This window comes from Paenibacillus glycinis (genome assembly GCF_009909185.1).
Classification (GTDB): domain Bacteria; phylum Bacillota; class Bacilli; order Paenibacillales; family Paenibacillaceae; genus Paenibacillus_Z; species Paenibacillus_Z glycinis.
Genome location: NZ_JAAAMV010000011.1, coordinates 54696 through 70319, shown reverse-complemented (window position 1 = coordinate 70319; position 15624 = coordinate 54696). Strand labels below are relative to the sequence as shown.

The window sequence follows — 15624 nt, the reverse complement described above, 5'->3', positions numbered from 1 at the left end:
AGTAAATCGGAACCGCATAGAACCGGAATGGAGCGGAACCGGTGCAGTTTGCTATACTGAAGCCATTCATGCACGATTGCGAAGGAGCTTCTGTCCATGCTGTTAAACAAAGGCGAGATTCTGTTTCGCCAAGGGGAATCCGGTCCGCTCTTCCGCCTGCGCGGCGGGCTGCTCAAGATTCTGCGCATTCACGCGGACGGCACGCCGTTCCTCGTCAATCTCATCACGCCGGGGGAAACGATTCCCCATCATTCCCTCATCAGTCCGAATCCGTACTTCGGCACGGCCGTCGCGCTCGTCCCGTCGGAAGCGGAGGTCATCTCCGCGCCCGAATGGTACCGGCAGATGGAGGACGATCCCGCAAAATGCCGGGACGTCGCCCTGCAGCTGCAGGACAAGCTGCGCATGATGCAGCAGCGCATCGACCAGCTTACGCAGGTGGCGCCCGCCGATAAGCTGCGCAAGCTGCAAGCATGGCTCCGCCTCTATATCGGGCCGGCCCAGCTGACGGACGTGCTGACGCAGGACGAGATCGGCCAGCTGATCGGCCTGCGCCGCGAGACCGTCAACCGGCTGCTTCGGGCGCAGCGGGCCGAAGGCTGAGCAGGGCAGGGCACGTTCCGGGAAGATCACTGCGGGGAGGCCTGCGCCGCGAGACCGCTAGGCGCGATTCTCGCGAATCAGTCCAATCCCCCGGCCGGGCCGAAGAATTCGTAATGAATATCCTCGGCCGGCACGCCCCATTCCTTCAGCGCCAGTTTGACCGTCCGCATGAACCGCTGAGGACCGCAGAAGTAGAACCCCGCATCGCGCGTCCCCGCTGCCTGCTTCAGCCATGGCAGGTCGACGTAGCCTTCCTTGTGGAATGCGCCCGTTTCCCTGTCCCGCTCCGTCGGATTCGCGTACACCCAGTATGCCTCGAAGTTCGGGCGATCTTGCACGAGGCCGTCCACCTCGTCCTTGAGCGCGTGCATCCCGCCATGCTGCGCCGCATGGATGAACGTCACCTTGCGCTCCGGCTGCATCTCCGCGATCGCGCGCAGCATGCTCACCATCGGCGTCAAGCCGACGCCGCCGCTGATCAGGACGACGGGGCGCGCATCGCCGCGGTCGAGCGTGAAGCTGCCGGCCGGCGCCGAGACCGGCAGAATGGCTCCTTCCTCGATCTCTTCGTGGAGATAGACCGAGACCCGGCCCGCCGGACGGTCCGGCACGGTATTCTCCCGCTTCACGGAGATCCGGTAATGTCCTTCGCCCGGCGAGCCCGACAAACTGTACTGGCGGATGTGCGTATGCGCTTCGCCCGGAATGGCCAGCTTCACGCTGATATACTGCCCGGGCTCGAACGCCGCGATCTCCCCGCCGTCCGCCGGCACCAAGTAGAACGATGTAATGACCTCGCTCTCCCGCTCCTTGCGCGCGACTTTGAATGCGCGGAAACCTTCCCAGCCGCCCCGCTGCTTCTCCGCTTGCTCGTACATTTCCTTCTCGACGCCGATGAACGCGCCGGCGATTACCCCGTAGGCTTCGCCCCAAGCGCCGATGATCTCGTCCGTCGCGGCGTCGCCGAGCACTTCCTTGATCGCGCCGAGCAGATGCTCGCCGACGATGGGGTAATGCTCCGGCTTGACGCCCAGACTGCGGTGCTTATGGGCGATGCCCTTCACGACCGGCAGGATCGACTCCAGCTTGTCGATGTTGGCCGCGGCCGCGTATACCGCGTTCGCGAGCGCCGTCTGCTGCCTGCCCTGCTTTTGGTTGGCGTGATTGAATATATTCAGCAGCTCCGGATGGCTTTCGAACAACCGCTCGTAGAAGCGCTTCGTGATCGTCGTGCCGTGAATCTCCAGCACCGGTACCGTGGATTTGATGATGGCGATCGTTTCTCGGTTAAGCATCGTGATTCCCCGCTTTCTTGTCGCTTGGATTTGATGTCTCCAGTATACGGTCCGGAGGATCGCTCCCGGTGTGATTGCAATCACAGCGATTTGGGCGAATGTGTGACTAGACCGGATAAACTTCCCCGCATCGGCGAACCGGCGTAAATATTTTCCATTCCCACAGGAAATGACGCGTTTTTTGTCGAAATAAGCAGGTAAAATGCTATCGAACTCATAACCCAAGGAGAATGCAGCGATGATCCAAGTAAACGAAGCGCGCAGGAAACAAATCGCGTACACCGGCATCACGGAACAGGACCTGGCTTATTTGCGGAGCAACCGGCCGCTCTTCGAGCAAATCACGAGCCTGGTCGTCGACCAGCTTTACGAGAAAGTCGCGGCGATTCCCGAGCTGCGGGCCATCATCGACAAGCACAGCACGCTGGAGCGGCTGAAAGAGACGCAGCGCCGGTACTTCCTGTCCATGACGGACGGCGTCATCGACGACGCGTTCATCGAACGCCGGATCGTCATCGGCCACATCCACTCGCGGATCGGCCTGACGACGGAGTGGTACCTGGGCACGTACATGCTCTATCTCGATACGGCGGTACAGAATTTCCAACGCATCGCGCCGGACTCGTGGATGACCATCATCCTCGCGCTGTCCAAAATGTTCAATCTCGACTCCCAGCTGGTGCTCGAAGCGTACGAGAAGGACGAGAAGGATAAAATCCAATCGCTCTCGGACGCCAGGCAGTCGACGCTGACGACGATCAGCCGCATCGTCCAGGAGCTCTCCGCCATGATCGTGGAGCTTGGCAGCAGCAGCCAGTCCGTCGCGGATTCGGCCAGCCATACGGCGGACATCCAGGATCAGGCGAACCTGAAGGTGCGCGAGCTGCAGTCCAAGATCGGCGAGATCGACGGTATCGGCTCGCTGCTGCAGGAGATCTCCGACCAGAGCCAGCTGCTCGGCATCAACGCCGCCATCGAAGCGGCCCATGCAGCGGACCACGGCCGCGGCTTCGGCGTCGTCGCCGGCGAGATTCGCAAGCTTGCCAGCCATTCCAAGGAATCGCTCGTCACCGTGCGGGCGAAGCTGCAGGAGATCTCGGGCGTCATCGGCGAAGTCATGCGCGACGCCGAGCGGACTTCGATGCTGGCGCGCGACCAAGCGGCCAGCTCGCAGGAGCTGACGTCCTTCGTGCAGATGATCGAGACGATCACGCTGGAGCTGGAAAGCATTCAGTAACGCTGGAAAGCTTCCAGTAACGCTGGAAAGCTTCCAGTACGCCGGAAAGCTTCCAGTAACGCTGGAAAGCTTCCAGTAACGCTCGAAAGCTTCCAGTAGCGCTGAAAAGCTTCCAGTAGCGCCGGAAAGCTTCCGGCAGCTGGTAAGCTTCCAGTTGCCGTGCTATAGTTAGGCTAACCGAATACCTTGTTTATTCACTAGGGGAGTCTGACGACTGAGACGCGGAACCGATCCGCGGACCCTTGGAACCTGATCTGGGTGATGCCAGCGTAGGGAAGTGGATGGAACCCGACCAAGACGCGCCATGCCGCGTTTCGAGGCGCCCGCCCCCTTCCTTATTCGGAAACGGGGGCGGGCTTTTTCTATTGCGTCGAAGGAGGTGCGCTGATGGCGGCCCTATTATCCCTGCACGATGTCTCGTTCGCGTTCGGCCGCGGCCGCGCGGGCGGCGCCCGGCTGTTCGAAGGCCTCTCGCTGGAGGTGCGCGAAGGCGAATTCGTCTCCGTCGTCGGCGCCAGCGGATCGGGCAAGAGCACGCTGTTCAAGCTGATCGCCGGGCTGCTGGAGCCGGCCGGCGGCGAGATTTTCCTGTACGGCGAGCGCGCGCCGCGCCGCCTTGGCCGAATTGCCTACATGCCGCAGCAGAATCTGCTGCTCCCGTGGCGCACGGTCATGGACAACTGCCTGCTGCCGCTCGAGCTGACGCCGCGAGGCCGCAGCGCGGACGGCAGGGGCGAGGTCCTCAAACTGCTGAAGCTGCTCGGGCTCGAGGGCTGCGAGAACGCGTACCCCGCCGAGCTGTCCGGCGGCATGAGGCAGCGCGCCGCGTTCCTGCGCACGCTCATGGCCGGGCAGCCGCTCCTGCTGCTCGACGAGCCGTTCGGCGCGCTCGACGCCATGACCAAGCGCGAGCTGCACCGCTGGCTGCTCGGGCTGTGGGGCGATCTGAACAAGAGCGTCCTGTTCATCACGCACGATCTCGAGGAAGCCATCCTGCTGAGCGACCGCATCTACCTCATGCCCGGGGCCGGCAGCGGCGAACAGGCGCTGGAGCTGCGCGTCGATCTCCCGCGGCCGCGGGATTCCCGGATGAAATACGAGCCTGCCTTTATTCGGTTCAGGCAAGAATTGGAGCGGCTGCTGGATGACCAAACGCAAACCGCTACTTAACGCGCTGCTCGCGCAATACGGACTGTTCCTGCTCCTGCTGCTCGCGCTGCTCGGCGCCTGGGAATGCGGCGTCCGGCTGGGCTGGGTGCCGTTCTTCATCCTGCCCGCCCCGACGACCGTCGCGGGGGCGCTCGGCGAGGACGCGCATCTGCTGCTCGGCCGGCATCTGGCCGCCACCGTCGCGGAATCCGCCCTCGGCTTCCTGCTCTCCGTCTGCGTCGGCTCGCTGCTCGCGATCGGAATGCATATGTACCGGACCCTCGACAAGGCGCTGTATCCGTTCATTATCGTGAGCCAGACGATTCCGCTCATCGCGCTCTCGCCGGTCTTCATCTTATGGTTCGGCTACTCGATCTGGAGCAAGGTCGCCGTCGTGTTCCTGACCGCCTTCTTCCCGATCGTCGTCGGTGCGTACGACGGGCTCGGCAAGGGCGATGCCGGCTACAGGGACCTGCTGCTCACGATGGGCGCCGGCCGGTGGGCGATCTTCCGCAAGGTGCAGGTGCCGCTGGCGCTGCCTTCGTTCTTCTCCGGCCTCAAGCTGTCGGTCGTCTACAGCGTCGTCGGCGCGACGATCGGCGAATGGCTCGGGGGCAGCGAAGGGCTCGGGTATTTTAGCCGCCGCATGTCCGGCAGCCTCCAGACGGATGCCATGTTCGCATCGGTGTTCCTGCTGTCCGCGCTCGGCGTCGTTTATTTCTTGATCGTCGCATGGCTGGAGTATTGGCTGCTTCGCAGGAAGCGGCGGCGATCCGCTTATCGATAAGCCGCAACGAAGATTTTCCCATTCATAGGCAAGGGAAGGATGCCTCGAGAAGCTCCTTCCCGCGCTTTCACACAAAAAGGACGGATCGCACATGAAAAAGCACGCCCCTCTGATCGCATTGCTCGCCGCGTCGCTGTTCGTACTGCCGCTCGGCGGCTGCGGCTCGTCGAACGGTAATGCCGGGACGAATGCCGGCGCCGGTACCGGCGATAACACCCCGAGCGCGCCGCTGCAGAAAATCACGCTAATGCTGGACTGGTACCCGAACGCGGTTCATTCGTTCCTCTACGCCGCGCAGGAACAAGGCTACTTCGAGAAGGCCGGCCTCGACGTCGACATTCAGATGCCCGCCAATACGAACGACGCGCTCAAGCTCGTCGCCGCCGGCAAGATCGATCTCGCGCTGACGTACCAGCCGCAGGTGCTGATGGCGCGCGGCGAGAACATTCCCGTGAAATCCATCGCCGCGATCGTGCGGCATCCGCTAAACCACCTGATGGTTCCGGAGGGAAGCGGCGTGCGTTCGCCGAAGGACCTGGCCGGCAAGACGGTCGGCTTCTCCTCGATTCCGCTCTACGAGGCGATGGCGCGCACCATGATCAAGCAGGACGGCGGCGATCCCGACAAAGCGAACATGATCGACGTCGGCTACGACCTCATTCCCGCCGTCTCCACCGGCAAAGTGGACGCCATCATCGGCGGCTTCATCAATCACGAGCAGCTGATCCTGGAGAAGGAAGGCCATCCCGTCGAGTCGCTGGATCCCGCCGCTTACGGCGTGCCGGACTACTACGAGCTCGTGCTGGCCGCAAGCGACGACGGGCTGCAGGCGAAGAAGGACGTCTTCGCCAAATTCGTCGCAGCAGCGACGGAAGGACAGCAATACGTGGCGGAGCATCCGGACGACGCGCTGAAGACGCTGCTCGACCACGAGGACGGGAACTCCCCCCTCGATGCGGACATCGAGGCGAAGAGCCTGCGGATCCTGCTGCCGCTCATGACGGACAAGGACCAGCCGTTCGGCTCGCAGGATCCCGCGTCCTGGGACCGCGTGAAGACATGGCTCGTCGCCAACGACCTGCTCCCCGCCGCAGCGAAGGCCGAGGATGCCTATCAAAATTTGAAACCCTAGGAGGAAGATGACGATGTCCTATCTTGACCTGGTTCGTTCCCGCAATCCGCTCGTGCACAACATCACCAATTGGGTGGTGACCAACTTCACCGCCAACGGGCTGCTCGCCCTCGGCGCATCGCCGATCATGGCTTACGCGCACGAGGAAGTCGAGGACGTGGCGCGGATCTCCGGCGCCGTGCTGCTGAACATGGGCACGCTCGATCCGGCCGTCGTGCAGGCGATCCTGCTTGCCGGCAAAGCGGCCAACGCGCAACGCGTGCCGGTCGTCTTCGATCCCGTCGGCGCCGGCGCGACGCCGTACCGGACTGCCGCGGCGCGGCAGATCGCGCAGGAGGTGCGGTTGACCGCGCTGCGCGGCAACGTGGCGGAAGTCGCCAACGTCATCGGCGAAAGCTGGTCGATCAAAGGCGTCGATGCCGGCGCGGGCGAAGGCGACGTCGTTGCCCTCGCCGCGCGCGCGGCGCGGAAGCTCGGCTGCCTGGTCGTCGTGACCGGCAAGGACGATATCGTCACGGACGGCGAGACGACTCAGGTCGTCAGCAACGGCCACCCGATTCTGACCCAAGTGACCGGCGCGGGCTGCCTGCTGGGCTCCGTGATCGCCGCTTTCCTGGCCGTCGCCGGGGATGGCCGCGGGGCGCAGGTCGCCGCCGCCGCCGAAGCGCTCGCGTTCTACGGCGTCGCGGCGGAGCTCGCGTTCGCGGCGACGGAAGGCCGCGGACCCGGCAGCTTCCAGGTCGAGTTCCTGAACCAGCTGGCGCTGGTCACGTCCGATACGCTGCGGCAGCGGGCGATTATCTCGCAGCCCGTTTGAAGAGCTTCGGACGGGATGAATTGCGCTCGCGGAGCGATCGAACGATTGAATGGCCCGTCGCGCATTGAAGGGCGAAGCAGCGAAGGAGGAACCCCACCCATGACCAATATTTATAAAGCTTTGACGATCGCGGGCTCGGACAGCGGCGGCGGCGCCGGGATTCAAGCCGACCTGAAGACGTTCCAGGAGCTCGGCGTCTACGGCATGTCCGCGCTGACCGCGGTGACCGCGCAGAACACGCTCGGCGTCCATGGCGTCTACCCGATGGAGCCCGCCGCCGTCGCCGCGCAGCTCGACGCGCTCGGCGCGGACCTGCCGCCGGACGCGGTGAAGACCGGCATGCTGTTCAGTTCCGAGATCATCCGCGTCGTGGCGGAGAAAGCGGCGCAATACGAATGGCGCCGCCTCGTCATCGACCCCGTGATGGTCGCCAAGGGCGGCTCGCGGCTCCTGCTGCGCGAGGCGGTCGACGCCCTCGTCGCGCGGCTGCTTCCGCTCGCGCTCGTGACGACGCCGAACATTCCCGAGGCCGAGCTGCTGACGGGCATGCGGATCGCGAGCCTGCAGGATCGCGAGATCGCCGCGAAGACGCTCGTGGAGATGGGTTCCCGCTATGCGCTCATCAAAGGCGGCCACGGCGCGCCGGACGAACCGATGGTGGACCTGCTGTACGACGGCAAGGAATTCCGCCATCTCGAAAGCAGGCGGGTCGACACCCGGCATACGCACGGAACGGGCTGCACGTATTCCGCCGCGCTCACGGCCGGGCTCGCGCAGGGCCGGACCGTCGAGGAAGCGATGGACACGGCCAAGGCTTTCATTCAGGCGGCGATCGAGGACGGGCTGGGGATCGGCGCAGGGCACGGGCCGACGAACCATTTCGCTTACCAACGCAGACGAAGGAGCGAGACGCATGATGCTGCGCAGGCTTGAAGAGGACGTGCGCCGGGCGCTGCGGGTGTACCTGATCATGGGGAGCACGAATTGCCCGGCGGGCGTCGACCCCGCGGAGCTGCTGCGCGAAGCGATCGAAGGCGGGGTCACCTGCTTCCAATTCCGCGAGAAAGGCCCCGGCTCCCTTGCCGGCGAGGCCAAGCTGGAGCTGGCCAAGCGGCTTCAGGCGGTATGCCGGGCGCGCGGCGTCCCGTTCATCGTCAACGACGACGTCAGCCTGGCGGCCGCGGTTAGCGCCGACGGGATCCATGTCGGGCAGGACGACGAGCCTGCCGCGTCCGTTCGGGCTCGGGTCGGCGCCGGCGCGATCGTCGGCGTATCCGCCCATACCGTGGATGAAGCGCGCCGGGCGCTCGCGGACGGCGCGGATTATCTCGGCATCGGGCCGATCTTCCCGACCGGCTCGAAGCCCGACGCCGCAGCGCCGCAGGGCACGCGGCTGCTCCGGGATCTGCGATCCGCCGGTATTGCGGCGCCGCTCGTGGGCATCGGCGGCATCGCGCCGGGCAATGCCGGCTCCGTGCTGGCCGCCGGGGCCGACGGCGTGTCGGTCATCTCGGCGATCACGCTCGCGCCTTCGCCGCGGGAAGCCGCGCGGCTGTTGGCTGGCGCGGGGACGGCATGGGACCGCTCCCGCGACAAACTTTCGTAGAACGATAGAAGCCAGCAAGCATGCGGCCGCCGATTACGCCGCGCTTGCTGGCTTTTCGGTTAATCGGTTTTTGCCGTCCCGCGAATGCCGCCGCTTTTTGCCGGCACATAAAACAATTGAGCCGTAAATCGAATTATTGCAAATCTACAGCAAGTTCGCTTCTCACCGAACGTTTGCGCATAAAATACTGCGAATCTGCAGCAAATCCGCCCCCTACTACGCATGGAATCGCTAACTACCGTTTCATTGATGCAGATTTGCATCAATTCTACCCGCAATCCAGGCTGACTTCGTAAATTACTGCCTGTCTGCAGCAATTTCACCCTTCAACCTATGAAACCGAAGCATACCGCTATATTTGAAGCGGATTTGCGGCTATACGACCTGCAATCCGGAACACCTCCACAACATGCGGCAGATTTGCAGCATCCCGACCGTTATCCAAACCGGCTCGCCACTTAAAATACCGCATGTTTTGCAGCATTTTCACCCACCGTATCTTAAAGCCGCCACCTCAAGCAGCCAGACGCCGCAAGCAGTCCCTCCATAGCCGTCGGACAACCGTACAAGCGGGCGCGCCGCGCCCCAATACGAAAGCCCCGGCCGCATTCCGCGCCGGGGCTGACCGTGCCGCTATTCGACAGGCGCCGAGCGCGCCTTACTTCATCAATTGCTTCACCAGCTCGCGGTTGCGTTCCTTGAACCGGTCGTTATGGGACGATACCATGCCGTACTTCTCGGCGTCCGGCTGGATGAACTGCTTCGCCTTGTTCACGGCGTTCGCCGCGTCCTGGAAAGCGCCGGCGATCAGATGGAGCTTGCCGTCGTGCATCAGGATATCGCCCGCCGCATACAGTCCCGGCACGGACGACTCGCTCGTGACGCTGCCGGATACGTAGAAATCCTCCAGCATCTCGATGTTCAGCTCGCTCGACTGCAGCAGCGTGGAATCGCGGTCGTAGCCGTGATTGATGACGATCTCGTCGGCCTCCAGCGTGGAGATCTCGCCGGTCTCGTGGTTCGTCAGCTCCACGCGTTCGATCGTCTCGTGGTTGCCGCTCGCGTACAGCTTCGTGATCGAGGAGTGGAACACGCACGCAGCGGAGCTGTTCAACAGCTGCTGCACCTGCGCTTCATGCCCGGACAGCGCGCCTTTGCGGTGAACGACGACGACTTGCTTGGCGATCGGCTCCAGCTCGTTGGCCCAATCGACGGCAGAATTGCCGCCGCCGGACACGATGACGGTCTTGTCTTTGAACGTACGCAGCGATTTGACCGTATAATGCAGGTTGCCGACCTCGTACCGCTCCGCGCCCTCGATCGCGAGCTTCGTCGGCTTCAGGATGCCGCTGCCCACCGCGACGATGACGGTCTTGGAATAATGCACGGTCCCGGAGGCCGCGCGCAGCTCGAAGATCCCGGATTCGTTGCGCCCGATGGCCTCCACTTTCTCGTTCAGCACGACCTCGGGACCGAAGGTCAACCCCTGCTCGACGATCTGCTCGATCAGCTTCGCGCCGGGGAGCGGCGTCAGCCCGCCGATATCCCAGATCATTTTCTCCGGATACACATGGACCTTCCCGCCGAGCTGCGGCTGAAATTCGATAATCTTCGTTTTCATTTCCCGAAGTCCGCTATAAAAAGCCGAGTATAGCCCCGCCAGGCCGCCCCCGATAATCGTCATATCGTATACATCCGCTGCGTTCATGGCCGATCGCCCCTTTGCTATGTACTGACGGTGATAATCATTCTCAGTTAGTATAAATATACACGGACCCGCCGCTTATTTCAAGAAGCTATTGACAATCATTCTCAATGCCCGTATCTTTATCAATGGCGATAGTGATAATCGTTATCAATGAAATCTCATCATATTCTATTTAAAGGAGTTTTTCCCGTCATGAAGAAAGCATTATTCCCGGTTCTTGCCTTACTGCTCCTCATCCTTAGCGCTTGCGGCAATGCCGCGAACAACGCCAACAATGCCGCGGAGGGAAATGGTGCCGCCGCGAACAACGCGGCCACCGATACCGCGCCGGCCGGCAACAATGCGGCGGCTGACAATGCCGCGGCGAACGATACGGCAGCATCCGGCACGATCACCTACCAATCCCAGACCGGCCCCGTCGAAGTGCCCGCCAACCCGCAGCGCGTCGTCGTGCTCGCTTCTTACGCGGGCGACCTCATCTCGCTTGGCGTCAACATCGTCGGCGCGGATGCCTGGTCCATGAAGAACCCCCGCTTCGCGGACGCGCTGAAGGGCGCGAAGGAAGTGACCGACGAGGACCTGGAGAAAATCATCGAGCTTAATCCCGACCTGATCATCGGCCTCGACAACGTCAAGAACCTCGATAAGCTCAAAGAAATCGCGCCTACCGTCGTTTACACGTACGGCAAGGTCGACTACCTGACCCAGCATCTCGAGATCGCCAAGGCGGTCAACAAAGAGAAGGAAGGGCAAGCCTGGATCGACGACTTCAAGACGCGCGCCGCGGAAGCCGGCAAGGAAATCAAAGCCAAGATCGGCGAGAACGCGACCGTGTCCGTCATCGAGAACTACGACAAGCAGCTGTACGTCTACGGCGACAACTGGGGCCGCGGCACCGAGATCCTGTACCAGGCGATGGGCCTGAACATGCCGCAGAAGGTCAAAGACACGGCGCTCAAACCCGGCTACTACGCGCTGTCCACGGAAGTGCTGCCGCAATTCGCGGGCGACTACGTCATCCTGAGCAAATTCAGCGATACCGACAATTCGTTCCAAAACACCGACACGTACAAGAACATTCCGGCCGTGAAGAACGGTCACGTGTTCGAAGTCAACGCCAACGAGTTCTACTTCAACGACGCCAACACGCTGGACTTCCAGCTCGACTTCTTCAAGAAGAGCTTCTTGGGACAATAAGGCGATGGCAGGCAATCCCTCGCGCTCCATCCCTTTTGCCTGCAAACTGGCGGCGGGCATCCTCATTCTCATCGCGATGTTCGCCGTCGCCATGGTATTCGGGGCCGCCCATACTTCATTGAACGACGTCTGGCTCGCGCTCACGACCGACCGGTCGGGCGAGAACCTCTCCGTCCTCCGCGAGATCCGACTGCCGCGCGAGATCGCGGCGATCTTCGTGGGCGCGGCGCTCGCCGTGTCCGGATCGGTCATGCAGGGCATGACGCGCAACCCGCTTGCCGATCCCGGCCTGCTGGGCCTTACAGCCGGTGCTAACGCAGCACTGGCTTTTACCGTCGCGCTCGTGCCGTCGGCCAACTATTTCTGGATCACGATCGCCTGCTTCATCGGCGCGGCCGTCGGTTCCCTGCTCGTGCTCGGCGTCGGGGCCGCCAAGAAGGGCGGCTTCTCGCCGCTGCGCATCGTCCTGGCCGGCTCGGCCATCTCGGCGTTCCTGTATGCGGTCGCGAGCGGCATCGGCCTCGCTTTCAAGATCTCGAAGGACGTCTCCATGTGGACGGCCGGCGGCATGATCGGCACCGATTGGGGACAGCTGCAAGTGATCATCCCGTTCATCTCCGCCGGCATCCTGATCGCGCTGGCGCTGTCCCGGCAGCTGACGATTCTGAGCCTGAGCGAGGACGTCGCCGTCGGACTCGGCCAGAAGACCGCCGCCATCAAGGCGGTGCTGTTCCTCGTCACCGTGCTGCTCGCCGGCGCTTCCGTGGCGCTGGTCGGCAATCTGACGTTCCTCGGACTCATGATCCCGCATATCGTGCGGGCCATCGTCGGCACGGACTACCGGTTCGTCATCCCGATGTCGGCCGTATCCGGCGCCGCGTTCATGCTGCTTGCCGATACGCTCGCCCGAACGCTGAACGCGCCGTACGAAACGCCCGTCGCCGCGATCGTCGCCGTCGCGGGCCTGCCCTTCTTCCTCTACATCATGCGCAGAGGAGGTCTGGCGATCAAATGATCCGTCCCGCACTCATCCGCAAGCAGCGGATCATCCTGCTCGCGCTGGTCGCGCTGATCCTGCTGACCGTCTTCGCCGGGATGGGGCTCGGCTATTCCAAGCTCTCATACGGCCGCCTGCTGCCGACGCTCTTCGGGCACGGGACGTTCAAGGAGCACTTCGTCCTGTTCGACGTCCGCCTGCCGCGCATCATCATCACGCTGCTCGCGGGCATGGCGCTGGCGCTGGCCGGCTCCATCCTGCAGAGCGTAACGCGCAACGACCTGGCCGATCCCGGCATCATCGGCATCAACTCCGGCGCCGGCGTCGGGGTCGCCCTGTTCTTCCTGTTCATGCCGATCGACGCGGGCTCGTTCGCGTACGTGCTGCCGATGGTCGCGTTCGGCGGGGCGCTGCTCACGTCGGCGCTGATCTACCTCTTCGCCTACAAGCGGCATGCGGGCCTGCAGCCCGTGCGGCTCGTCCTGACCGGCGTCGGCTTCGCGATGGCGCTCGACGGCGTCATGATCGTGCTGATCTCGTCCGCCGATCGCGAGAAGGTCGACTTCATTTCGAAATGGCTGGCTGGCAGCATCTGGGGCACGGACTGGCCGTTCATCTGGGCGCTCGCGCCGTGGCTGGCCGTACTGATTCCGTTCGTGCTCTACAAGGCGAACAAGCTGAATCTGCTCGCCATGGACGATGCCGTCGCCGTCGGCGTCGGCGTCTCGCTGACGAAGGAACGCCTCGTGCTGCTGCTCGCGGCCGTCGCGCTGGCCGCCTCCGCCGTGTCCGTGGCGGGCAGCATCGCGTTCGTCGGACTGATGGCGCCGCATATCGCGAAGGCGCTCGTCGGGCCGCGCAATCAGCTGTTCATTCCCGTCGCCGTGCTGATCGGGGGCTGGCTGCTCGTATCGGCCGACACGATCGGCCGCAACGTGGTCGACCCAAGCGGGTTGCCAGCGGGTATCGTCGTCGCGCTGATCGGCGCGCCGTACTTCGTCTATCTGCTGCTGAAGAAAATATGAGCGGGTTCGCAGCGCGACCGGTATGCCGCGCTGCATGACCATGCGGCTCCGCCAGCCGAACAAGCACTTCGCCTCCGTGGCCGAAGTGCTTGTTCGCGTTTAAAGCGTTGCACGTCGGAGGCAGCAGGTTTAGTCCATCACAATCCGCAGGTGTCCGCTGACGCGCAAACGACGGCTGCCGGGGTGGGTTGAGGAGCCGGCATTGGTTCGCTTCGGCGCCCTACCAAGCGGCTTGCTCTTAACGGCCACTGGCAAGGATGTCCTCGCATCACCACCACTGGATCGTGGCGATACGCGTACCAAGCGGATTGCTCTGAACGGATCAACCGGCGAGCGTGTATCGCATCACCGCCGCCTTCGTCGCCCTGGCCGATACGTGCTGACCGTGCCCGAAAGAAACGCATTCCGGCTGTTCAAACGTCCGGTTATTCCATATCCTTGAAGGACTTGGACTTCACCGACAGGAGGTCGCGGAACCATGGAAGGATCTTCTTTTTATCTCTATATCGTGCTGATCGCGGCGCTCATTCTCTGGCGCCGGACGCGGGCGATGTACCGCCCGATCAAGGGGAACGGACTGCGGCTGCTGCTTCCGGCGGTCTACGTGGCGGCGATCAGCATTCCGATCGCGGCCGGTCCCAAAGTCGACGCCGCCGCCTGGGAGTTCGTCGTCGCGTTCCTCATCGGCGCCGTGCTCTCGATTCCGCTTATCTTGACCACGAACTACGAACGCCGCGAGGACGGACAGATCTACGCCGCGAAGAACCGCAGCTTCGTCATTGCGTTCCTGGCGATCTTCGTCGTGCGTTTCGCGCTTCGGGACTACTTCGCGTTCATCGGGCCCGAGACGGAAGCGGCGCTGTTCGTCATCGTGGCGGCCGGCTACGCGGTGCCATGGCGGATCGTGTCGTACATGAAATTCCGCAAGCTGCTCGCGGAACGCAGCGCCATAGACGCCGACAGACACCAGCGCATGGTGTCTTTTCTTGTTGTCGCATCCTGAGCCGCGCAGCCATCACTCTTAATGATCTCGGGTGTCCTCCGTACGCCAAAAATCCCGGCCTTCGTCCGGCCGGGCGTACTGCATCTCCATCTCCCATGCACTCCCGGGCGTGCTGCGTCTCCCGTCCGCCCGGACCGCCTTGCGCGCCGGGCGGGAACATGCGAGCCCCATAAATCGCGCGCGACGACAAGACCCTCGTATCCATTCTCCAATGGATGCACGAGGGTCTTGTCGCATTCCCTCTGCTTACATGCGTACGTCATCGTCATTCGAACGATTCGTCCGCTCCCGTCATCGCGATCCGCGAAGGGATGCCTCGTACGGATCGTATGCGCGGCTCTATTTGAACCGCCGCGGAAACTGCTTCACGATTCCGTCAGTCAGAAAATCGGCCAGGATGACGATATGGTTCTCGCCCTTGTCGAGCGCCGTCATGTCCCCTGCCCAGTCCTGTTTCAGGCGGGCCGTCAGCGCGTCGGCTACCATGCTCAAATGTCGATAGAACAAATCATGCAGCTCCTTCGCCGACAATTTCGGATTCGCCTTGGTCAGGAATGCCACGATGTCGTCCCCGTTACGGTACCACAGCTTGGTCTGCTTCTCCGCCTCGGCCGCGTCGCCGGCCTTGGAGGCGACCAAAATCTTGCCCGCGAGCTCGATATGCTCCTTCAGCAGCGCCGCCAGCTTATTGCCCGCCTCTTCGCCGTAGAACGGCTTGACGGCGTTGCCGATGTCCTGCTGGTTCTGCAACAACCGCGCCAGTATCGCCTCCTGATCGGGCGTGCCCGCGACGGCGCTGACGATATAATCGCGCGTCAGATTCACGTGATCGAGCCACAATCTGCGCATATCCCCCTGCAGCTTGACGGCTGCGGGACTGAGGCATGGCGCATGCGCCGCCGAATGGTCCAGCTGGCGAGCCTGATGTTCCGTGCCGGCAGCCCCTGCCGGCAGCGGCGCCGCGCCGAGCGCAAGGGTCAAGCCAAGCAAGCTCGCGTTCAGAAATCGACTTCTCATGATAGGTGCTAAGCTCCTTTTACTGCATGATGGTGGGAGAACATTCGTGCA

General features: G+C 63.0%; 15 protein-coding genes and 1 riboswitch. Of the genes, 12 read left to right on the top strand and 3 right to left on the bottom strand.

What is annotated here, in order from left to right; all coding sequences use genetic code 11:
• Positions 1-96 precede the first annotated feature (96 nt).
• The gene (locus GT019_RS15300) at positions 97-603 is read left to right on the top strand and encodes a Crp/Fnr family transcriptional regulator (RefSeq protein WP_161744063.1); all 507 of its coding nucleotides are present in this window, start codon (positions 97-99) and stop codon (positions 601-603) included.
• 77 nt (positions 604-680) lie between these two features.
• Here GT019_RS15300 and hmpA read toward each other — a convergent pair whose 3' ends face one another.
• Positions 681-1898, bottom strand: coding sequence for an NO-inducible flavohemoprotein (gene hmpA, locus GT019_RS15295; protein WP_161744062.1), 1218 nt, complete (start codon positions 1896-1898; stop codon positions 681-683).
• Between the two features lie 238 nt (positions 1899-2136).
• On the opposite strand from hmpA, the gene GT019_RS15290 reads away from it, so the two are divergent.
• The 7 genes from GT019_RS15290 to thiE all read left to right on the top strand — a co-directional run bounded on the left by GT019_RS15290 (position 2137) and on the right by thiE (position 8626).
• Positions 2137-3135, top strand: coding sequence for a globin-coupled sensor protein (locus GT019_RS15290; RefSeq protein WP_161744061.1), 999 nt, complete (start codon positions 2137-2139; stop codon positions 3133-3135).
• Between the two features lie 189 nt (positions 3136-3324).
• A riboswitch (TPP riboswitch) is annotated at positions 3325-3428 on the top strand.
• A 94-nt stretch (positions 3429-3522) separates the two neighbouring features.
• A complete protein-coding gene (locus GT019_RS15285; RefSeq protein ID WP_161744060.1) occupies positions 3523-4305 on the top strand; it encodes an ABC transporter ATP-binding protein in 783 nt (260 codons plus the stop codon).
• Positions 4280-5071, top strand: coding sequence for an ABC transporter permease (locus GT019_RS15280; protein ID WP_161744059.1), 792 nt, complete (start codon positions 4280-4282; stop codon positions 5069-5071). Before GT019_RS15285 ends, GT019_RS15280 begins: the two co-directional genes overlap by 26 nt.
• 91 nt (positions 5072-5162) lie before the next feature.
• Positions 5163-6203, top strand: coding sequence for an ABC transporter substrate-binding protein (locus GT019_RS15275; RefSeq protein WP_161744058.1), 1041 nt, complete (start codon positions 5163-5165; stop codon positions 6201-6203).
• Between the two features lie 13 nt (positions 6204-6216).
• Positions 6217-7020, top strand: coding sequence for a hydroxyethylthiazole kinase (thiM, locus tag GT019_RS15270; RefSeq protein WP_161744057.1), 804 nt, complete (start codon positions 6217-6219; stop codon positions 7018-7020).
• A 99-nt stretch (positions 7021-7119) separates the two neighbouring features.
• Complete coding sequence (gene thiD / locus GT019_RS15265; protein WP_161744056.1) at positions 7120-7953, top strand: bifunctional hydroxymethylpyrimidine kinase/phosphomethylpyrimidine kinase; 834 nt, start codon at positions 7120-7122, stop codon at positions 7951-7953.
• A complete protein-coding gene (gene thiE / locus GT019_RS15260; RefSeq protein WP_161744129.1) occupies positions 7937-8626 on the top strand; it encodes a thiamine phosphate synthase in 690 nt (229 codons plus the stop codon). The genes thiD and thiE overlap by 17 nt, the downstream gene beginning before the upstream one ends.
• Positions 8627-9284: 658 nt before the next feature.
• Here the strand turns inward: thiE and GT019_RS15255 are convergent.
• On the bottom strand, positions 9285-10334 hold the full coding sequence (locus GT019_RS15255) for an NAD(P)/FAD-dependent oxidoreductase (RefSeq protein ID WP_161744055.1): 1050 nt from the start codon (positions 10332-10334) through the stop codon (positions 9285-9287).
• Positions 10335-10526: 192 nt separating this feature from the next.
• Here GT019_RS15255 and GT019_RS15250 point away from each other — a divergent pair, with 192 nt between their 5' ends.
• The 4 genes from GT019_RS15250 (at position 10527) to GT019_RS15235 (ending at position 14556) form a co-directional block, all read left to right on the top strand.
• Positions 10527-11531 carry an iron-hydroxamate ABC transporter substrate-binding protein gene (locus tag GT019_RS15250; protein ID WP_161744054.1) on the top strand — a complete coding sequence of 335 codons (1005 nt, stop codon included), beginning with the start codon at positions 10527-10529 and terminating at the stop codon, positions 11529-11531.
• 4 nt (positions 11532-11535) lie between these two features.
• Positions 11536-12546 carry a FecCD family ABC transporter permease gene (locus GT019_RS15245; RefSeq protein ID WP_161744053.1) on the top strand — a complete coding sequence of 337 codons (1011 nt, stop codon included), beginning with the start codon at positions 11536-11538 and terminating at the stop codon, positions 12544-12546.
• Positions 12543-13553: a FecCD family ABC transporter permease gene (locus tag GT019_RS15240; RefSeq protein ID WP_161744052.1), complete on the top strand. Its 1011-nt coding sequence runs from the start codon at positions 12543-12545 to the stop codon at positions 13551-13553. Before GT019_RS15245 ends, GT019_RS15240 begins: the two co-directional genes overlap by 4 nt.
• A 478-nt stretch (positions 13554-14031) precedes the next feature.
• Positions 14032-14556, top strand: a complete 525-nt coding sequence (locus GT019_RS15235) for a cytochrome c biogenesis protein CcdC (RefSeq protein WP_161744051.1) — start codon at positions 14032-14034, stop codon at positions 14554-14556.
• 339 nt (positions 14557-14895) lie between these two features.
• On the opposite strand, the gene GT019_RS15230 is transcribed toward GT019_RS15235, so the two are convergent.
• A complete protein-coding gene (locus GT019_RS15230) occupies positions 14896-15573 on the bottom strand; it encodes a glycosyltransferase (RefSeq protein WP_161744050.1) in 678 nt (225 codons plus the stop codon).
• Positions 15574-15624 lie beyond the last annotated feature (51 nt).